Source organism: Kribbella qitaiheensis, assembly GCF_042657745.1.
Taxonomy (GTDB): Bacteria; Actinomycetota; Actinomycetes; order Propionibacteriales; family Kribbellaceae; genus Kribbella; species Kribbella qitaiheensis.
In genome coordinates this window covers 249,741-267,693 of record NZ_JBHSKE010000048.1, presented here as the reverse complement: position 1 = coordinate 267,693, position 17,953 = coordinate 249,741, and the positions used below count along the sequence as shown (strand labels likewise).

Sequence of the window (17,953 nt, the reverse complement as noted above, 5' to 3'; positions counted from 1 at the left end):
CCTCACCGCTCGCGACCTGTGGCGGACTCGGCTCGTTGGTCACGCGGAGGCCAGCGAATCTCCTGCGCATCGCACCTTCGAACCGCGCCGCGAAGACCGCCTCCGAGATGTGTTCAACGATCCTGTGCGACCCGAACCACACGCACAATCGGCGATCCGGTGCCGTCCGCATCAATCTCCCCTGATCTCTGCAGAAATGGCGGCGAGGATGGCGCCGTACAGCGCGATTGCGACAAGCGTGAGGAACCAGAAGCCGGTTGCCATTGATCATCACCCGGAGGGCTCGGGAAGCGACGAAACCTGAGCCCCGCCGGTAGTCGCATCGGTGCGCTACGTAATCAATAGTGTCGACGCGTGGGCCTGGTGACTTTCACAATCTGTGAAACCTCTGCCGGTGAAACCTACATGCCGATCCATCCGGCGTAGCGGGTCAGCGCCCCCGACGGGTGTCGCTCCATGCGCAACAGATCGGTGACTACCGATCGCACCGAGGGATGCCGCCTGGCCTGTCCAGGCGCGGATTGGCGGGCCAGCTGGAGGTGCCTCACGGCCTCGTCCGGCATACTCATGCGCTGGTAGGCGCGTGCCATGTCGAAGTGGTGATGGCCAATACGGGTTGGCAACCATTCGGCCGGGAACTCGATGGTCTCTCCGAGACGAATGGCATGTGAGTAGTCACCCAGCTCGATCAACGTCATCACGCGATGCACGGCGACGTTCGTCGGGCCGAAGCCGAACCAGAATGTCTCGAGGTCCTCGCCCGTCAGACGAGCATGGTGCCGAGCCTCGTCGAGGTAGTCGCGGGTGGCGCTGGCGTCGCCGACTCGGGCGGAAAGCACCGCAGCTCCGAGGTTGAGCTGACCACCCGCGATCAGGCTTCCGGGCGTGTGCTGATCAGTGCCCTCTAGATGAGCCCGGCCGGCGGCGTTGAGACTCCAGCAGGTGTCGTAGTCCTGCTTCCGCAGGTAGGCGGTGACCCGGAGGTACTCCCGCGCGGCCCTCAGGCCCGGCGCCCGATCACCTGCGCGCCGAGCGGCCCAATCCATGCGACTCAACGCGACCAAGGACATGTCGGGATAGCCAGTCGCAATACCCACCGTGTGGGCGCACCGGTAAGCTTCGGCCAACAACCCCCAAGCAGCAGCTTGACGGGAGCCTGTCCACAGATGGGCTGCCGTTTGTAATTCGGCGAAGAGGCTTGGCAGGACTGTTGCCGTCGGCTCGTACTTGGCAGCCTGCGCGACCTGGTTCATCTGACGCACCGCCTCGCGGAGCACCACGGGCGAGCGAGGACGAATCGTCTCGTCGGGATCCAGATCGAAGAGATCAAGCTGTGTCTGCACCTGTGCGAGGAGACCACCCAAGCGCTCGTCGCGCGTGGAATCCGCGCCCGTGTCTCCGATGATGGCGGCGATCTCTACGCCCATTGCCCGAGCACAAGCGGCCACGAAGGCATCTGACGCCGGCCTGCTGCCACTCTCCACCTTGGTCAGCAGGCTATAGGACACGTTGGCTCTGGCCGCAAGCCCGTGTTGGGTGAGCTGCCGGCGCTTGCGGAAGGCCGAAATACGTTCGCCCGCCTCCTGGGAGTGGCTCATGTCCTCCCGACTCTGACCTCGAGGATCTGATCTCCACCACGACGTCACACAACGGCGAGCCGAGGAATAGGTACGTCGCCCATCAGGGTAGGCGACGCGCCGCTGCATGCGTCGCCCGCCGGGTGTCCGCGTCCAAGCCGCGCCTGCTAGACACCGGGGGACGCCAGGACTAGCCCGTGCAGAGACCACCCGAGCCACCGTTACAGCTGCGACGTAGGAGCGGCGGGCCAGGGGTGGGTGGGAGCTGCGACGGAGGAGCGGCGTGGGGCTGCTCCCCCGTCGTACTCGTCAGAGCTTGAGGGACGTTTCCACTACGGCGGCCAGGTCGTGGGCTACCTCGTGGGCGGTGTCTGAGGACTCGGCTTCGACCATGACTCGGACGAGGGGCTCCGTGCCGGAGGGGCGGAGGAGGACTCGGCCGGTTTCGCCCAGGCGGGCGGTGGCTGCTGCGACGGCGGCCTGTACTTCGGGGTCGGTGCCGGCCCGGGTCTTGTCGACGTTGGGGACGTTGATGAGGACCTGCGGGAGGCGGGTCATCACGGCGGCCAGGTCGGACAGGGACTTGCCGGTCTGGGCGATCCGGGCCAGCAGCATGACTGCGGTCAGAGTGCCGTCGCCGGTGGTGGCGTGGTCGGACAGGATCACGTGGCCCGACTGTTCGCCGCCGAGCTTGTGGGCACCGGCCTTCATCGCCTCCAGCACGTACCGGTCGCCGACCTTGGTCTGCTCGACCGCGATCCGCTCCCGGACCATCGCCTGGACGAAGCCGAGGTTGCTCATCACGGTCGCCACGACGGTGTCGTTGGACAGCCGGCCGGAGTCGCGCATGGACAGCGCGAGCACGGCCAGGATCTGGTCGCCGTCGACGAGTTCGCCGGCCGCGTCCACGGCCAGGCAGCGGTCGGCGTCGCCGTCGAGGGCGATGCCGAGGTCGGCGCCGTGGCCGATCACCTCGCGGCGCAGGCCCTCCATGTGGGTCGAGCCGCAGTCGAGGTTGATGTTGAGCCCGTCCGGAGCCGCGGAGTGCGTGATGACCTCGGCACCCAGCCGGCGCAGGGCTTCGGGGGCGGTCAGCGAGGCCGCGCCGTTGGCGCAGTCGATGACCACCTTGACGCCGTCGAAGCGGTTGGGGGCGGAGCGGACCAGGTGCGAGACGTACGTCTCGAATCCCTGCCCGTCGTCGAGCACGCGGCCGACCTTGGCACCGGTCGGGCGCTGCCACTCCTCGCCCATCCGGGCCTCGATCGCGTCCTCGATCACGTCGTCGAGCTTGATCCCGCCGCGGGCCAGGAACTTGATGCCGTTGTCGGGCATCGGGTTGTGGCTCGCGGACAGCATCACGCCGAGATCGGAACCGGTCGAACCGGTCAGGTAGGCGACGGCCGGGGTCGGCAGCACGCCGAGCCGGACGACATCGACACCGGCGCTGGCCAGACCGGCCACCACCGCTGCTTCGAGGAACTCACCGCTGGCACGAGGATCCCGGCCCACAACGGCGCGTGGCCGATGCCCTTCGAAGGCACCGGCCTCGCCGAGTACGTGAGCGGCCGCGACCGAGAGGTCGAGAGCCAGCTCCGCGGTGAGATCCACGTTCGCCAGGCCGCGGACGCCGTCCGTGCCGAACAAACGCGACATCAGGTGATCAGCGCTTGCTGTACTGCGGAGCCTTACGGGCCTTCTTGAGACCGGCCTTCTTGCGCTCCTTGATCCGCGCGTCGCGGCTGAGCAGACCGGCCTTCTTCAGCCCCGGGCGGTTCGCCTCCTCGTCGGCGGCGTTCAGGCAGCGGGCGATGCCCAGCTGCAGGGCACCGGCCTGGCCGGTGATGCCACCGCCGTTGATCCGGGCGATGACGTCGTAGGAGCCCTCGAGACCGGCGACCACGAACGGCTCGTTCACGTGCTGCTGGTGAACCTTGTTCGGGAAGTAGACGTCGATCGGCTTGCCGTTGACGGTGATGCTGCCCGTCCCCGGGATGAGGCGGACGCGAGCGACGGCCTCCTTGCGGCGGCCGGTGGCACCGGCCGGGTTGATCACCGCGACGCGGCCGGACTCGGCACGCTGCTCCGGGCTCGGGTTCGTCTCGGAGGTGTAGGCGACCGGGCCCTCGCTGTCGATGGGGACCTCGGGGTCGAACTCGGCGTCGGTCTCGGTGGTGATGTCGCTCACGCTGGGAATCCTCGTTTACCTGGCTCGTCGATCGCTACTACTGAGCGATCTGGGTGATCTCGAACGGCTTCGGCTGCTGAGCCGTGTGCGGGTGCTCCGGACCGGCGTACACCTTCAGCTTGCTGAGCAGCTTCCGGCTGAGACGGTTCTTCGGCAGCATGCCCCAGACAGCCTTCTCGACGGCCTTGCGAGGGTCCTTCTCGAGGATCTCGCCGACCGGCGTGGCCGTCAGACCACCCGGGTGACCCGAGTGGCGGTACGCCAGCTTGTCGGTCCGCTTGTTGCCGGACAGGGCGATCTTGGAGGCGTTGATGACGACGACGAAGTCCCCGCCGTCCACGTGCGGCGCGAATGTCGGCTTGTGCTTGCCGCGCAGCAGGGTGGCAATCTGGACGGCGAGCCGACCGAGCACGACGTCGGTGGCGTCGATCACATGCCACTCACGGGTGACGTCAGCAGGTTTCGGGCTGTACGTGCGCACGGTCGTTGACCTTCGTTTCTCAGAGGTTGACAAAACAGAACTGGTACGTCGGCGAGCGGCCCGCAACACCGGCGAGGACCAGGAACGCACAACAGCAGCCCAGAATACCGGCGCGGACACCCCGGGGTCAAAGTGAGCCCAGGCCGCCAGGGGACCCCGGCTTGGAAGCAGCAGAGGACCGCACTAGTTTAGCGGTGAAGATTGCAGTCCGATCCGCGTAACGCCGGCGACGATCACCCTCACTCACTCCGGCGATGACGCCAGCTTCCGAAGAGGGCATTGTGACCGAACAGTCGCTCACCGTCCGGGACAACCGGACCGGCAAGGACTACGACCTTGCCATCACCGATGGCACCATCCGTGCCGCAGACCTCAAGCAGATCAGCGCAACCGACGGCGACGGGGGTCTCGCGACCTACGACCCGGGATTCGTCAACACGGCCTCGACCCGGTCGTCCGTGACCTTCATCGACGGCGACAAGGGCATCCTGGAGTACCGCGGGTACCCGATCGAGCAGCTCGCCGAGCAGTCGAACTACCTCGAGGTCGCGTACCTGCTGGTGAACGGTTCGCTGCCGAACAAGGTCGAGTTCGAGGCCTGGACACACGACGTGACGTATCACACGTTCGTGCACGAGAACCTCAAGACCTTCATGCAGGGCTTCCGCTACGACGCGCACCCGATGGGCATGCTGCTCGCCTCGGTCGGCGCGCTGTCCACCTTCTACCCCGAGTCGCGCAACATCTTCGACGAGGAGTCGCGGGCGCTGCAGATCCGCCGGCTGATCGCCAAGATGCCGACGCTCGGCGCCTTCGCGTTCCGGCACGCCCAGGGCAAGCCGTACGTGTACCCGGACAACGAGCTCAGCTACGCGGCGAACTTCCTCTCCATGCTGTTCAAGATGAGCGAGCCCAAGTACGCCGCCGACGACCGGCTGGTGCGCGCGCTGGAGATCCTGTTCATCCTGCACGCCGACCACGAGCAAAACGCCTCCACCAACGCCGTCCGGGCGATCGGCTCGACCCAGGTCGACCCGTACAGCGCGGTCACCGGCGGGATCGCCGCCCTCTACGGCCCGCTGCACGGCGGCGCCAACGAGGCGGTGCTGAAGATGCTGCGCCGGATCGGCACGGTCGACAACGTGCCGTCGTTCATCGAGGGCGTGAAGAACGGCGACGAGCGGCTGATGGGCTTCGGCCACCGGGTCTACAAGAACTACGACCCGCGCGCCAAGATCATCAAGAAGGCCGCCGACGACGTGTTCGAGGTGACGGGGATCAACCCGCTGCTGAAGATCGCCGTCGAGCTGGAGAAGATCGCGCTGGAAGACGAGTACTTCGTCTCCCGCAAGCTCTACCCGAACGTCGACTTCTACTCGGGCCTGATCTACGAGGCGCTGCAGTTCCCGCCGGAGATGTTCACCGTGCTGTTCGCCATCCCGCGTACTTCGGGCTGGCTGGCGCAGTGGCTGGAGAGCCTCGGCGACAGCGACCAGAAGATCGCCCGGCCGAAGCAGATCTACACCGGCGCGCGCGGCACGCAGTACGTCCCGATGGGCGACCGCTGACCCGCTGAACCGCCTGATCAAAGCGGCTCCCCGACCGAGGTCGGGGAGCCGTTCGCGTTCTCGCCGTCTGCTCCCGTGGACATCAGGGCAACCCTGGCCGGTACGCCGTACGGGCGAGTCCCCGGTACGGGGTACTACCGCGGCTGGGGTAGTCGCAGTGCCGTCGCCGGCGGGACGCGGCGAGGGCCCGGAAACCGCGACGCTGAAGTGGTCATCAGCCGCGAACGGGAGAAACCGACCATGAACGCGTTACTTGTCAAAGGCAACACAATCACCGGCTGGCTCGGCCGCCGGAGCATCGACATCCTGCGGATCAGCCTGGGCCTGGTCTTCCTGGCCTTCGGGATCCTGAAGTTCTTCCCCGGCGCGAGCCCGGCGGAGGCGCTCGTGATCCGGACCATCGACACTCTCACCCTCGGCGTGATCAACGGGCAGGCCGCGCTGCTGCTCACGGCCGTGATGGAGTGCTTCATCGGGATCACGCTGGTCACCGGCAAGCTGTTGCGCACCGGACTACTGGTGCTCGGGTTCTCGCTGGTCGGCATCATGTCGCCGCTGGTGCTGTTCTCCGGGGACCTGTTCCCGGGGACGCCCACGCTGGAGGCGCAGTACGTGTTCAAGGACATCGTGCTCGCCGCGGCCGGGCTGGTGATCGCCGCCAAGGCGCTCGCCGCGGCACCACTGAAGAGGCTCAGCGTCTGAGCATTGGAGACGGCCCCGGTCCGGCATCTTCGCCACGAACCGGGGCCGTTCTGTGCGCTTCTGCGGACTACGACGCCGCGGTCCCGCCGCCCGGTTCCCAGCTCTTCAGCTTGCGGGTTCCAGGGCCGCGATGAGCTCGTCGAGCTGCCCCCTGGCCCTCGCCATCGCGAGGTGGTCGATGTAGTCGCGCGACTCGACGATCAGGCCGTCGCGGACACGCAGTACGAAGACACAGGGCACGGTGAACGGCTCGCCGGTCGCGATCACGGTGCCGGCGTAGTCGAACTCCGCGACGATCACCTCGGGGTCCTGCGTCTCGTGGATCCGGATGTTGGCGGGCTGGAACTTCACCACCTCGGTGACGCGCGGCCCGGTCCCGCCGAAGTGCTCGCGCAAAGCGTCGCGGCTGAGCAGCGGCTGATCCCCGTACGGCGACATCGGGTGGCGGACGTCGGTCTGTTCGGCGTACAGCCCGGGCAGCGCCTCGAAGTCACGGTCGGCGACACCGTGCACGAGCCGCAGGAAGACATCTTTCGGAGTCATCTGGTCCTCTTCCACGAGATTAAGCGGAGTTGCGACTCCGAATATATGGAGTCACAACTCCGTTTACAACCCGGGAGCGTTGGCCGGCGTCTCCTAGGCTGTCGATGCCGACCACGAGCGAGGAGAGCGATGAGGCCGTTGCGAGCCGATGCCCGGGACAACCGGGCCCGGATCCTGACCGCGGCCGAGGAGGTGTTCGGGCAGTCCCCGACCGCGTCCACGGACGAGGTCGCCAAGCTCGCCGACGTCGGGATCGCCACCGTCTTCCGGCACTTCCCCACCAAGGTCGAACTGCTCGAGGCCGTGCTCACCCGGCGGCTGGAGCGACTCCGCGATCGTGCGATCGAGTTGGCGGGGGACGACGATCCGGGCGCAGCCTTCTACGGTTTCTTCAGCCAGGTCGTCTCGGAGTCCGCGTCGAAGCTGGCCATCGCGGAGGCCCTCGGCGCTGCGAAGTCGGCCGTCGGCCAGGACGCCAAGCAGGCCGGAGTGGGACTGCGCCAAGCATTCGGCGAACTGCTCGACCGCGCGCAGAAGAGCGGAGACGTCCGCGCTGACGCCGCCCTGCCGGAGGTGTACGCGCTGCTGATCGGCGCATCCCGCGGCGCCACCGCGGTCGGCCTCGAGCCGCCCGTCCGCGACCGCATGCTCGCCCTCCTGTACGACGGCCTGCGCCCGGGCCGTACTCCGTGACTCCGGGAGCCGGGCCGCGCGGGTCCGCCGCAAAGCGGGGATTCGTGGCGAGGTGGCGGGGTTGGTCGCGCCGGCGGAAGGTGCTGCTGGTCGCAGTACTGGCGTTCGTGCTGGTGGTTCCGTTGCCGTTGGGAGTGCTGGCGGTGTCGCTCCGGCTCGAGTACACAGGCGATCCGTCGGTCGACGCCAGGACGCGCGGCAAGGATGCGGTCTGGCTCGGGCATGCCTGGGTCGACGGGAGGAAGTCCGCGGCGGATGTAGCGACGCTGGCCGCGTTGCTCAAGGACACCGGGGTCCGCGATCTCTACGTGCACACCGGGCCGATGGAACACGACGGGACGTTGCCGTTGGCAAAGGTCTCCCCCAAGGCCCGCTGGTTCACCGACGCCGTGCACCAGGCGATGCCGAACATCCGGGTCCAGGCCTGGCTCGGCGACGTACTGCAGCCAGAGAAGAAGCCCGGCATGGATCTCGAGGATCCGGTGGTCCGCGACCGGGTGACCAGCACTTCCACTCAGGTGCTCGACCAGGGCTTCGACGGGATCCACTTCGACGTGGAGCCGGTGTGGTCGGGCTCGAAGGGCTTCCTGGCGCTGCTGGACCAGGTGCACGCGGTGACGGCCGCCCGGGACGTCCCGCTGTCGGTGGCGACCGCACAGATCAGCCCGGCGCCAGGGCTGGCCAAGGCGACCATCGCGGTCGTTGGCCATGGCAAATGGTGGTCGCAGGACTACTTCGCCGAGGTCGCCCGGCGGGTCGAGCAGGTCGCGGTGATGTCGTACGACACCGCGATGCCGACCGAGTCCCTGTACGGCGGTTACGTGGCTCGCCAGACCGAACTGGCACTCGAGGTCACTCCGCCCAACGTGGACCTGCTGATGGGCCTGCCGGCGTACTGGGAGAGCAACCCGTCGCACTGGGGTCACGCGGAGACGGTGCAGGCCGCGGTACGAGGTGCTCGGTTAGGGCTCGGCAAGGCCGGACGGGAGAACTTCGGGCTCGCGTTGTACGTCGACTTCACCGCTACGCCCGAGCACTGGGCCGCCTATAAACAAGGCTGGTGCTTCACAGTCTGACGGCAAGAAGTTCTTGTTATCGTCAGTGCGTGGAGTATCCGCTGCTGGGCACCGAGCCGCTCGTCGTCGAGTTCGCGAACACGCGGTACGACGACCGCGGCGAGATCCTGGACTACCTGGCCTCGGCCGAACTCCTCAACGGCTGGTTCAGCTCGTACGCCGAACTCCACGGCGAGGCGGATGCGACCGGGTCAGCCGCGAGGCCGGTCGTCGTGCCGGCTCGGGATGCGGGGCGGGTGCGGGACTTCCGGGATCACGCCCATCGCGTGCTCGCCGCGCTCGCCGACGGGGAGCATCCGGGCGACGAGTCGATCGCCGCCCTCAACGATTGCGCTGCTCAGGCACACTCCTCGCTGCAGTTGGAGTGGAGACCCGGCGCAGACCCGGTCGCCGTCGGGAACTCGTCGACCACGGGGACCACGCGTCTGCTGGCCGACCTGGCCACCGACGCGATAACCCTCGCGGCCGGACCCGACGAGGTGGTCCGCTGCCTGGGTCCGAACTGCCGGATGCTGTTCGTGAAGACCCACCCGCGACGGCGGTTCTGCGATCCCTCCTGCGGCCAGCGAGCTCGCCAGGCGCGGTACTACCGGCGGCGTACCAGCAAATAGGACGCTGACGGTTGGCCAATGGTTTTGACGTCAGCATCTGTCAGGAGGGGACATGAGCTACAGCTTCCGTTGGTTGACCCGCGCCGACTTCCCGCTGCTCGCCGGGTGGCTGGCGAACCCGCACGTCGCGCGCTGGTGGAACCACGAGACCCGTCCCGAAGCGGTCGAGCGGGACTTCGGGACGAGCGCCGACGGCGGTGAACCGTCGGAGGACCTGCTGGTACTGCGGGACGACCTCCCGGTGGGCCTGATCCAGCGGTGCAAGCTGCGCGATTATCCGGAGTACCTGACCGAGTTCGAGGCGTTGACCGACGTACCGGCCGAGGCGGCCACGATCGACTACCTGATCGGGGAGGCAAGCCTCACGGGTCAGGGAATCGGGACTGCGATGATCGCCGCGATCGTCGCGGACACCTGGTCGGCATACCCGGACTCGGCCGCGATCATGGTCGCAGTGGTGGCCGGCAACCGGCCGTCCTGGCGGGCGCTGGAGCGGGCCGGCTTCCATCGCGTCGCCGAGGGTCCGATGGAGCCTGACAACCCCATCGACGACCCACTCCACTACGTGTACCGCGTGGACCGCCCCCAGCCCGTCTAGCGAGCTGGGAGCAGCCCCACGCGCAGTACTGCGGCTAGCGGGCGCGCTCTACCCGGCCCTCGTCCCAGACGGGCTCCGGGGACTCGTAGACCGAGCCGTCGCTGCCGAATACCAGGAAGCGGTCGAAGCCGCGGGAGAACCAGCGGTCGTGGGTGACAGCCAGCACTGTGCCGTCGAAGGAGTCCAGGCCTTCCTCCAGCGCCTCGGCCGACTCCACGTCCAGGTTGTCGGTCGGCTCGTCGAGCAGCAGCAGCGTGGCGCCGGACAGCTCGAGCAGGAGGATCTGGAACCGCGCCTGCTGGCCACCCGACAGGCTGTCGAAGGTCTGCTCGGCCGCGTGGGCCAGCTCGTACCGATCCAGCTTCCGCGAGGCCAGCTCGCGACCCATGCCTTCGCGATGGTCGTCACCGCGATGGAGGATCTCCAGCAGCGTCTTGCCGACCAGCTCCGGGTGTTCGTGCGTCTGCGCGAACCACCCCGGCCGCACGCGAGCGCCCAGCTTGGCGTTGCCGGTGTGCACGACCGGCGGGATCGCCACCTCTCCGACGGGCTGGTGCTCGATGTCCGGGTCGGAGCCGCCATTCGCCAGCAGGCGCAGGAAGTGCGACTTGCCCGAGCCGTTCGAACCGAGGACAGCCACGCGTTCGCCGTACCAGACCTCGAGGTCGAACGGCTTCATCAGGCCGGTCAGCTCGACGGCGGTGCAGACGACCGCGCGCTTGCCGGTGCGGCCGCCGGTCAGCCGCATGCTGACCTTCTGCTCGCGGGGGATCGCCTCGGGCGGCCCGGCCTCCTCGAACTTCCGCAGCCGGGTCTGCGCCGCCCGGTAGCGCGAGGCCATGTCGGAGTTGTACGCCGCCTTCTGCTTGTACATCAGCATCTGCGCGCGCAGCTTGGCGTGCTCGTCGTCCCAGACCTTGCGGAGCTCCTCGAACCGCTCGAACCGGTGCTCCCGGGCCGCGTGGTACGTGCGGAAACCGCCGCCGTGGGTCCACGCGGTGTTGCCCGCGGCCCCTAGTTCGACGGTGACGATCCGGGTCGCGGTGTTGGCCAGCAGTTGACGGTCGTGGCTGATGTAGAGCACCGTCTTCTGGGTGGCGTTGAGCTGCTCCTCCAGCCAGCGTTTGCCCGGCACGTCGAGGTAGTTGTCCGGCTCGTCGAGCATCAGTACCTCGTCGGGCCCGCGTAGCAACGCCTCCAGCACGAGCCGCTTCTGCTCACCACCTGACAGCGTCTTCACCTCGCGCCACCGGCAGTTGTCGAAGGGGATGCCGAGGGCGGCCGTGGTACAGACGTCCCAGAGCACCTCGGCGTCGTACCCGCCGGCCTCGCCCCACTCGGAGACGGCGTGGGCATAGCGCAACTGGGTCTTCTCGTCGTCGGCCTCCATCATCGCCAGCTCGGCCTGGTCGAGCTTCGCGGCGGCCGTCCGGATCCGCTCCGGCGCGACCCCGAGCAGCAGGTCGCGGACGGTGGTCTCGTCCCGCACCGACCCGACGAACTGCCGCATCACGCCGAGCCCGCCGGATCGCCCGATGCTCCCGCTGTGCGGCTTCAGGTCGCCCGCGATGATCCTGGTCAGCGTGGTCTTCCCGGACCCGTTCGCGCCGACCAGCGCGACCTTGGCCCCGTCCCCGACCCGGAACGTGATGTCGTCCAGCAACACCCGCCCGTCCGGCAGCTCGAACCCGATCCCGGCAACATCCACATGACCCATACCCCCAGTCTGACCGGCGCTCCGTGCGACCGCGAACCGTTATCGTCTACGCCGAGCGAACAGGGAGCCCGATGAACGACGAGCCGGTCGACTACGAGACCTTCCAGGCCGAGATGAGGCGGCTGCTGTCCGACCTCAAGGGCACCACGCCCGACGTGGTGCGGGCCGAGGGCGAGCGACTGCGCAACCTGGCGGAACAAGTCCAGGACGAGCGCGGCCGCGAACGCGCGCGCTTTCGCGCCGGCCAACTGCCCCGCCTTCTCGCCGGTCCCGCCAAGGCGAGCAGCGAGCAGTTCCGGCAGGCCCAGGTCCTGTTCGCCCGGGCGATCAACGACGACGGGCCGGCCGGGACCCGGATACCTCAGCTCGAGCGGACCATCGAGCAGATCGGCGCCCTCGCCGACGAGGCGCCGGTCCGCGAGGCCGGAGCGATCCGCAGGCTCAACAGCCCGCTGGTCCGGCTGATCGACCACCTGCAGAGTTCGCCCGGATGAGCGCGGGTCGACCGGTCCCACCCAACAGCAACGAGTACCTCTGGGTAGCCGGCGTCGTCCGGTCGGTGGAGAAACTGTCCGGTACCGCGTCGCGCTGGAACGGCGAGCTGTACGAGGAAACACGGTCGAACGCCGGCGGGAGTGCCATGGACGACGGTGGGATGACTGTCAACGTCGACAGGGTGCTCAAGCCGGTCGCCCAGGCCTATACCGCCGGCCGACCGCTCACCGAGGACGAACTGGTCAACGCGCGGGATGCCGTCCTCACCGTGGTCCATGAGGCCAAGCACCTGACCAACACGCTCGGGGATGACAGTGCTCCCGGCGCGACCCCGGTCTACTCCCCCGACACCCTGGTGCTGGAGGAAGGGCTGACCGAGACCTGGGCGCACGAGAATGTCGACGACGTGATCCAGGACATCGGCATGGACCGCGCGCAGCCGGGACTGCTCAGCGCCGAGTCGATCGACTCCTATCCGGCCTACACGGCGGCGACCGACGAACTGATTCGCGGTGCGGCAGAGGTCTCCGGCCTGCCCCAGAGCCAGGTACGCGAAGGCCTCGAGCAGGCGGACCGAACCGACCGCTGGGCAGCCGTCGCCGACATGGTGATCGACGAACGGCTGGGCGATGTCATGCCCGCCGAGCATCGGGATGTGGTCAGAACCCAACTGGTCCAGGCGATGCGGCCACACCTGGCAGATGTCGCGGCAGCGCAGGGCAGCGAACTCCAGTCCGACGTGGCCAAGAGCATCGCCGGTCACCAGAGTGCCGGGCGCGCGGTGACCGCCTTGAGCACCTCAACATCCGGCATCGAGAATCACTCGCGCGACTGGCACCGCGACCAGGCGATCAACCAGGCCGCACCTGATCCTGAGGTCGACCACCTGCGGAAGTTTCTGGGTGGGCAGACGCCGCCTGACGCGTCCTTCCGGGCGAGTGGCGGGGACGGCGCGGTACCGGACAACGTGCGGCAGCTGAACAGCAGGCGAGGGCAGGGGCAGTCGTTGGAGTAGCTACCAGCCCTTGAGGTGGTCCAGATAGGTGCCTTCGGTGGGGCGGATGGTGCCTTTCATGAAGAGTTTGAGCGGGGCGGCGTAGAGGCCGAAGGTGCGGGAGCCGGTGAAGAAGCCGGCCGAGGAGCAGCCGTCGTAGCCGACCCAGATCTCCCGGATGCCCAGCCTGGTGTCGAAGCGCAGGACGATCGCCTCCGACGGACGGGCCGTGTCGGGCGTGCACTTGAAGACGGGCAGGGTCGGGTTCCTCTCGGGGAGCACCTTGATGGCGTCGACCACTTGCTGGGCCGTGGTCGCGTTGAAGGTCGCGGCACCCAGCAGCATCGTGTCGCCCGCCAGGAGCCGGTAGCGGCACGCCTGAAGCCCGTAGACCGGAAGTTCCACATCGAGGCCCACACCGGGCGGCACTGCCTCATGGCTGCCCGCCGTCAGGATCGGGTGCTGGTCCGGACACGCCGGGCCCGCCACGGACGGCGCCGCCCCCTTGGCGTCAGCTTCGCCCGAGCCCGCGGCGCTGCTGTCGCTGGCACTCGTCGAGACCGGCGAAGGGCCGCCGATGGCACCCCAGACACCACCGATCGACAGGGCGACCACGACGGCCGCCGAGCCCGCGATCAACGTCTGCCGCCGACGGCGTACCCGCTTGCGCGCCACCTGAGCCAGTCCGCGCGCCTGCAGCCCGCGGGCGGTATGCGCCTTGGTCTGGAGAGCGTCGGCGATCTTGGGGCCGAGTTCCTGCTCAGGCCCGTACTCCGGTTCAGGCATCCTCGGCTCCTTCCTTGCTCAGCGTGTTCTTCAGAACAGCCAGTGCCCGGTGGACGTGGGATCTGGCGGTGGCTTCCGCGCAGTGCAGCAGGTCCGCGATCTCGGCGTACGAGAGCTCCTCGTAGAAGCGCAACACCACCGCGGCGCGTTGCCGGTCCGGGAGGGTCGCACAGAGCGCCCAGACGGCTTCCGCGTCGGCCCGGGCGGCTGTGCCGTCCGGGGAGGCCGGTGCCGTTCGAGTGGGCTCCGCTGCAGGTGCCTCGCGGCGGCGGAAGCGGCGCCACCAGGAGATGTGCGCGTTCACCACCATCCGCTTCACGTACGCCTCGGGGTCGTCGGCCCGGCTGACCCGGCCCCAGCGTGCACAGGCCGTCGTGAGGGCGTCCTGGACCGCATCCTCGGCCAGCGTGACGTCGCCGGTGAGGATGTAGGCGAACCGCAGCAGCGCGTCCGACTTCTCGGTCACCCACAGCTCGAAGTCGATCGCGCCGGTATGCGCCTCTGCTGCCGCCAAGGCTGCCTCCATACCCTCAGGACGGCGCTGGAGCCTCATTCGTTGCAGTCACCCGCAGAACCCTGAAACCCTTCGCGCTGGCCGTGCGTTCGCAGGGGTACCCCTGCTCCGTCAGCCATCGCTGCAGCGAGTCCGCGCCCAGGTTCTTGCCGACGACGAACCATGCCACGCCGCCGGGGGCAAGCCGGGCCAGCCAGTGCAGCAGCATCCTGTGCAGCTCGGGCTTGCCGATGTGGATCGCTGGGTTGGACCAGATCTCGTCGAACCGCAGCTCGGCCGGTACGTCGTCCACCAGCGCCGGGTGCACCCGCTCCGCGACGTCGGCCGCTTTCGCGTTCTCCGCGGTCAACTCGAGCGCCCGGTTGTTCACGTCGACCGCCCACACCTGGGCCTCCGGAGCCTCTACCGCCAGGGCGCAGGCGATAGGCCCGTACCCCGTACCCAGGTCGAGGTACGTCCCGCCGCCGCGGGGTGGCTCCACCTCGCGCAGCAGGACCGACGTACCGAGGTCCAAGCGGTCCCGGGAGAAGACCCCGGTCGCCGTGGTGAAGGTGTACTCACGCCCCCAGATCCGCGCCTCGACGGTACGCCGTACGTCGGCTGAGGTGGGCTCAGCCGAGAAGTAGTGGTCAGCCACGGTGGTACACCTCTCCCCTGACCTGGCGGGACTGCACGGCCCGCGCGGCCAGGTCTTCGTCTGCCGGGTAGCGCACTTCTTCCAGGGTGAGCCCGTGCGCGGGCAGTACGGTCACTGCCGAGTCCCGCACGCGCGCGGCGAGCACGCTGGTGGGCCAATCCACCTCACGGCGCCCGTCGCCCACCGGGATGATCGAGCCGACCAGAGCCCGCACCATCGAGTGGCAGAAGGCATCGGCGATCACTGTGCCCTCCAGTAGCCCAGGAGCCACCCGGGCCCAGGAGAAGTCCAGCAGGGCTCTGACTGTGCTCGCCCCCTCGCGCTTCTTGCAGAAGGCGGCGAAATCGTGCTCGCCCAGCAACTCGGAAGCAGCCAGGTTCATCCGGCCCACGTCCAGCGGCCTGCCGACCCGCAGTACCTCCTGGCGGCGCAGCGGATCCCAGCCTGCCGGGTCGTCACAGACGCGGTAGACGTACCGGCGGGACAAAGCGGAGAACCTGGCGTCGAAGCCCGCCGGAGCCTCCCCTAGCCCCGTAACGGCCACATCCACCGGCAGTACGCCGTTGAGCCGCCTGAACAGGTCTCCGGCAGTCATAGGGGTCTCCAGGTCCACATGGGCCACCTGACCGCGGGCATGGACTCCCGTGTCGGTTCTCCCGGCGCAGGTGACCACCGGAGGCTCCGGGAGCCGCAGTACGGTCCGCAGCGCTTCCTCAACGGTCTCCTGCACGGTCCTGAGGGCTGTCTGACGGGCCCAGCCGTGAAAACCGGTGCCGTCGTACCTCAGGTCAATTCGCCAACGCACAGGGCAATCTAACGCAGCAGCGCCCCTCCGCCCGAAAGCGGAGAGGCGCTGACAGCGACTGCGAGGTGCTACTTGTCCTCGGTCTCGCCGGCCTTGGTGAAGCCGGCGGCCTCGGCGGCCTCTTCGGTGCTGAACCAGACCTCAGCCTCGGTCTGGTCGTACCAGGGCGACTCGGTGGTGTGGTACTTCATCGAGTTCTCGTTGCCCTTGATGTCGAAGCCCTCCGGCGCCGAGCCGTCCTCGTTCGGGGCCGCGGAGCCCTCGTACTTGGCGGCCACGACGTCCTGGACCTTGGTCGCCTCGGCCGGAGCCTCGGCGTCCTCGGTCTTCGCCTCGTCCTCGGCGGCGGCCTTCTTCGCGGTCGCCTTCTTGGCCGGGGTGGCCTTCTTCGCCGCGGCCTTGGCCTTCGGCGAGTCCGCCAGGGCCTCGACCAGCTCGATCTTCACCATGGGGGCGTTGTCGCCCTTGCGGGGGCCGAGCTTGGTGATCCGGGTGTAACCGCCCGGACGGTCCGCGAACCGCTCACCGATCTCGGTGAACAGCACGTGCACGACGGACTTGTCGCGGATCCGCTTCATCACCTGACGACGCGAGTTGAGGTCACCACGCTTGGCCTTGGTGATCATCGACTCCGCCAGCGGCTGCAGGCGCTTGGCCTTGGTCGCGGTGGTGGTGATCGAGCCGTGCTCGAACAGCGAGGTCGCGAGGTTGCTGAGGATCAGCTTCTCGTGCGCCGGGCTGCCGCCGAGGCGGGATCCCTTGGTAGGGGTAGGCATCTCTGTTGACTCCAGGAAATCTCAGGCCCGGGTCGGACCTTGGGATGGGCCGTGCGGTGCAGGGCCGGACTGTCAGTACTGCTCGGTCTCGGCGAAGCTCTCGTCCTCGTCCTCGGCGTCGTCGCCGTACGCCTCGGCGGCGGCGCGCAGGTCGAAGCCGGGGGGCGAGTCCTTCAGCGACAGGCCCATCTCGGCCAGCTTCAGCTTGACCTCGTCGATCGACTTGGAGCCGAAGTTGCGGATGTCCAGCAGGTCCTGCTCGCTGCGCGAGATCAGCTCACCCACGGTGTGGATGCCCTCGCGCTTGAGGCAGTTGTACGACCGGACGGTCAGCTGCAGGTCCTCGACCGGCAGGGCCAGGTCGGCCGCCATCTGCTCGTCGACCGGCGACGGGCCGATGTCGATGCCCTCGGCCTCGACGTTCAGCTCACGGGCCAGGCCGAACAGCTCGACCAGCGTCTTACCGGCCGACGCGACGGCGTCGCGGGGCAGCATCGACGGCTTGGTCTCGACGTCCACGACGAGACGGTCGAAGTCGGTGCGCTGCTCGACACGGGTCGCCTCGACCTTGTAGGTGACCTTGAGGACCGGCGAGTAGATCGAGTCGACCGGCATCCGGCCGATCTCGGCGTCGGCGGACTTGTTCTGGATCGCGGACACGTAGCCGCGGCCCCGCTCGACGACCAGCTCCATCTCGAGCCGGCCCTTCTCGTTCAGAGTGGCGATCTTCAGGTCCGGGTTGTGCACCTCGACGCCGGCCGGCGGCGCGATGTCGGCGGCGGTGACGTCACCGGGGCCCTGCTTGCGCAGGTACATGGTGACCGGCTCGTCGTGCTCGGAGGAGACGACCAGGTCCTTCAGGTTCAGGATCAGCTGGGTGGCGTCTTCCTTGACCCCGGCAACCGTCGAGAACTCGTGCAGCACGCCGTCGACCTTGATGCTGGTCACGGCGGCGCCCGGGATGGACGACAGCAGGGTACGGCGGATGGAGTTGCCGAGGGTGTAGCCGAAGCCCGGCTCCAGCGGCTCGATCACGAACCGCGAGCGGTGCTCGTCGACGACCTCTTCGGCCAGGGTGGGGCGCTGCGCAATAAGCACTGTGTGTTCTTCCTTCTAGTTCCGCGACGACCACTATTTGAGGTCGCAGACCGAGGAACGAACCGGCCCGCCGGCGGCCGCGAGGCCACCGGCG

20 protein-coding genes are annotated in these 17,953 nt (G+C 68.3%); 8 read left to right on the top strand and 12 right to left on the bottom strand.

The annotated features are described in order from the left end of the window. Window positions 1-401: 401 nt before the first annotated feature. From ACFPJ1_RS30225 to rplM, 4 genes are all read right to left on the bottom strand, one after another. The gene (locus tag ACFPJ1_RS30225; protein WP_380109016.1) at window positions 402-1,598 is read right to left on the bottom strand and encodes a helix-turn-helix domain-containing protein; all 1,197 of its coding nucleotides are present in this window, start codon (window positions 1,596-1,598) and stop codon (window positions 402-404) included. 288 nt (window positions 1,599-1,886) lie between these two features. Then, window positions 1,887-3,233: a phosphoglucosamine mutase gene (glmM, locus tag ACFPJ1_RS30220; protein WP_380109014.1), complete on the bottom strand. Its 1,347-nt coding sequence runs from the start codon at window positions 3,231-3,233 to the stop codon at window positions 1,887-1,889. Between the two features lie 7 nt (window positions 3,234-3,240). Continuing rightward, the gene (gene rpsI / locus ACFPJ1_RS30215; RefSeq protein WP_380109012.1) at window positions 3,241-3,765 is read right to left on the bottom strand and encodes a 30S ribosomal protein S9; all 525 of its coding nucleotides are present in this window, start codon (window positions 3,763-3,765) and stop codon (window positions 3,241-3,243) included. 37 nt (window positions 3,766-3,802) lie between these two features. Continuing rightward, a complete protein-coding gene (gene rplM / locus ACFPJ1_RS30210; RefSeq protein ID WP_132190656.1) occupies window positions 3,803-4,246 on the bottom strand; it encodes a 50S ribosomal protein L13 in 444 nt (147 codons plus the stop codon). Between the two features lie 281 nt (window positions 4,247-4,527). On the opposite strand from rplM, the gene ACFPJ1_RS30205 reads away from it, so the two are divergent. Next, window positions 4,528-5,814 (top strand): citrate synthase, encoded by a 1,287-nt coding sequence (locus ACFPJ1_RS30205; protein ID WP_380109010.1) that lies wholly within the window; start codon window positions 4,528-4,530, stop codon window positions 5,812-5,814. A gap of 75 nt (window positions 5,815-5,889) precedes the next feature. Beyond that, the gene (locus tag ACFPJ1_RS30200) at window positions 5,890-6,516 is read left to right on the top strand and encodes a DoxX family membrane protein (RefSeq protein WP_380109008.1); all 627 of its coding nucleotides are present in this window, start codon (window positions 5,890-5,892) and stop codon (window positions 6,514-6,516) included. 105 nt (window positions 6,517-6,621) lie between these two features. Here the strand turns inward: ACFPJ1_RS30200 and ACFPJ1_RS30195 are convergent, their stop codons facing one another. After that, the gene (locus tag ACFPJ1_RS30195; protein ID WP_380109006.1) at window positions 6,622-7,059 is read right to left on the bottom strand and encodes a nuclear transport factor 2 family protein; all 438 of its coding nucleotides are present in this window, start codon (window positions 7,057-7,059) and stop codon (window positions 6,622-6,624) included. Window positions 7,060-7,188: 129 nt separating this feature from the next. On the opposite strand from ACFPJ1_RS30195, the gene ACFPJ1_RS30190 reads away from it, so the two are divergent. Genes ACFPJ1_RS30190 through ACFPJ1_RS30175 form a run of 4 tightly spaced genes read left to right on the top strand, consistent with a single transcriptional unit; the run spans window position 7,189 to window position 10,037 of the window. Then, window positions 7,189-7,752: a TetR/AcrR family transcriptional regulator gene (locus tag ACFPJ1_RS30190; RefSeq protein WP_380109004.1), complete on the top strand. Its 564-nt coding sequence runs from the start codon at window positions 7,189-7,191 to the stop codon at window positions 7,750-7,752. A 44-nt stretch (window positions 7,753-7,796) separates the two neighbouring features. Beyond that, a complete protein-coding gene (locus tag ACFPJ1_RS30185) occupies window positions 7,797-8,828 on the top strand; it encodes a glycoside hydrolase family 18 protein (RefSeq protein WP_380109003.1) in 1,032 nt (343 codons plus the stop codon). A gap of 29 nt (window positions 8,829-8,857) precedes the next feature. Then, complete coding sequence (locus ACFPJ1_RS30180; RefSeq protein ID WP_380109002.1) at window positions 8,858-9,439, top strand: CGNR zinc finger domain-containing protein; 582 nt, start codon at window positions 8,858-8,860, stop codon at window positions 9,437-9,439. Between the two features lie 52 nt (window positions 9,440-9,491). Then, window positions 9,492-10,037: a GNAT family N-acetyltransferase gene (locus ACFPJ1_RS30175; RefSeq protein WP_380109001.1), complete on the top strand. Its 546-nt coding sequence runs from the start codon at window positions 9,492-9,494 to the stop codon at window positions 10,035-10,037. A 34-nt stretch (window positions 10,038-10,071) separates the two neighbouring features. Here ACFPJ1_RS30175 and ACFPJ1_RS30170 read toward each other — a convergent pair whose 3' ends face one another. Then, on the bottom strand, window positions 10,072-11,754 hold the full coding sequence (locus ACFPJ1_RS30170; RefSeq protein WP_380108999.1) for an ABC-F family ATP-binding cassette domain-containing protein: 1,683 nt from the start codon (window positions 11,752-11,754) through the stop codon (window positions 10,072-10,074). A gap of 71 nt (window positions 11,755-11,825) precedes the next feature. Here ACFPJ1_RS30170 and ACFPJ1_RS30165 point away from each other — a divergent pair, with 71 nt between their 5' ends. Beyond that, window positions 11,826-12,248 carry a hypothetical protein gene (locus tag ACFPJ1_RS30165; protein WP_380108997.1) on the top strand — a complete coding sequence of 141 codons (423 nt, stop codon included), beginning with the start codon at window positions 11,826-11,828 and terminating at the stop codon, window positions 12,246-12,248. Then, window positions 12,245-13,264, top strand: a complete 1,020-nt coding sequence (locus ACFPJ1_RS30160) for a hypothetical protein (protein ID WP_380108996.1) — start codon at window positions 12,245-12,247, stop codon at window positions 13,262-13,264. Before ACFPJ1_RS30165 ends, ACFPJ1_RS30160 begins: the two co-directional genes overlap by 4 nt. Here ACFPJ1_RS30160 and ACFPJ1_RS30155 read toward each other — a convergent pair whose 3' ends face one another. The 6 genes from ACFPJ1_RS30155 to ACFPJ1_RS30130 form a co-directional block, all read right to left on the bottom strand. Then, window positions 13,265-14,029, bottom strand: coding sequence for a hypothetical protein (locus ACFPJ1_RS30155; protein WP_380108995.1), 765 nt, complete (start codon window positions 14,027-14,029; stop codon window positions 13,265-13,267). Beyond that, window positions 14,022-14,555 (bottom strand): SigE family RNA polymerase sigma factor, encoded by a 534-nt coding sequence (locus ACFPJ1_RS30150; RefSeq protein WP_380108993.1) that lies wholly within the window; start codon window positions 14,553-14,555, stop codon window positions 14,022-14,024. The genes ACFPJ1_RS30155 and ACFPJ1_RS30150 overlap by 8 nt, the downstream gene beginning before the upstream one ends. A gap of 4 nt (window positions 14,556-14,559) precedes the next feature. Then, the gene (locus ACFPJ1_RS30145) at window positions 14,560-15,180 is read right to left on the bottom strand and encodes a class I SAM-dependent methyltransferase (protein ID WP_380108992.1); all 621 of its coding nucleotides are present in this window, start codon (window positions 15,178-15,180) and stop codon (window positions 14,560-14,562) included. After that, entirely contained in the window at window positions 15,173-15,910 is a 738-nt protein-coding gene (locus ACFPJ1_RS30140) for a tRNA pseudouridine synthase A (protein ID WP_380108991.1), read from the bottom strand. The genes ACFPJ1_RS30145 and ACFPJ1_RS30140 overlap by 8 nt, the downstream gene beginning before the upstream one ends. A gap of 143 nt (window positions 15,911-16,053) precedes the next feature. Beyond that, complete coding sequence (gene rplQ / locus ACFPJ1_RS30135; protein WP_380108989.1) at window positions 16,054-16,761, bottom strand: 50S ribosomal protein L17, sunset domain variant; 708 nt, start codon at window positions 16,759-16,761, stop codon at window positions 16,054-16,056. A gap of 72 nt (window positions 16,762-16,833) precedes the next feature. After that, window positions 16,834-17,859 (bottom strand): DNA-directed RNA polymerase subunit alpha, encoded by a 1,026-nt coding sequence (locus ACFPJ1_RS30130; protein ID WP_112243143.1) that lies wholly within the window; start codon window positions 17,857-17,859, stop codon window positions 16,834-16,836. Window positions 17,860-17,953: the final 94 nt, after the last annotated feature.

Excerpts from the sequence above, each read along its gene's own strand:
- ACFPJ1_RS30225 (WP_380109016.1), bottom strand. The coding sequence starts at position 1,598 with ATGAGCCACTCCCAGGAGGCGGGCGAACGTATTTCGGCCTTCCGCAAG.
- glmM (WP_380109014.1), bottom strand. The coding sequence starts at position 3,233 with ATGTCGCGTTTGTTCGGCACGGACGGCGTCCGCGGCCTGGCGAACGTG.
- ACFPJ1_RS30195 (WP_380109006.1), bottom strand. The coding sequence starts at position 7,059 with ATGACTCCGAAAGATGTCTTCCTGCGGCTCGTGCACGGTGTCGCCGAC.
- ACFPJ1_RS30190 (WP_380109004.1), top strand. The coding sequence starts at position 7,189 with ATGAGGCCGTTGCGAGCCGATGCCCGGGACAACCGGGCCCGGATCCTG.
- ACFPJ1_RS30175 (WP_380109001.1), top strand. The coding sequence starts at position 9,492 with ATGAGCTACAGCTTCCGTTGGTTGACCCGCGCCGACTTCCCGCTGCTC.
- ACFPJ1_RS30170 (WP_380108999.1), bottom strand. The coding sequence starts at position 11,754 with ATGGGTCATGTGGATGTTGCCGGGATCGGGTTCGAGCTGCCGGACGGG.
- ACFPJ1_RS30165 (WP_380108997.1), top strand. The coding sequence starts at position 11,826 with ATGAACGACGAGCCGGTCGACTACGAGACCTTCCAGGCCGAGATGAGG.
- ACFPJ1_RS30160 (WP_380108996.1), top strand. The coding sequence starts at position 12,245 with ATGAGCGCGGGTCGACCGGTCCCACCCAACAGCAACGAGTACCTCTGG.
- ACFPJ1_RS30155 (WP_380108995.1), bottom strand. The coding sequence starts at position 14,029 with ATGCCTGAACCGGAGTACGGGCCTGAGCAGGAACTCGGCCCCAAGATC.
- ACFPJ1_RS30150 (WP_380108993.1), bottom strand. The coding sequence starts at position 14,555 with ATGGAGGCAGCCTTGGCGGCAGCAGAGGCGCATACCGGCGCGATCGAC.
- rplQ (WP_380108989.1), bottom strand. The coding sequence starts at position 16,761 with ATGCCTACCCCTACCAAGGGATCCCGCCTCGGCGGCAGCCCGGCGCAC.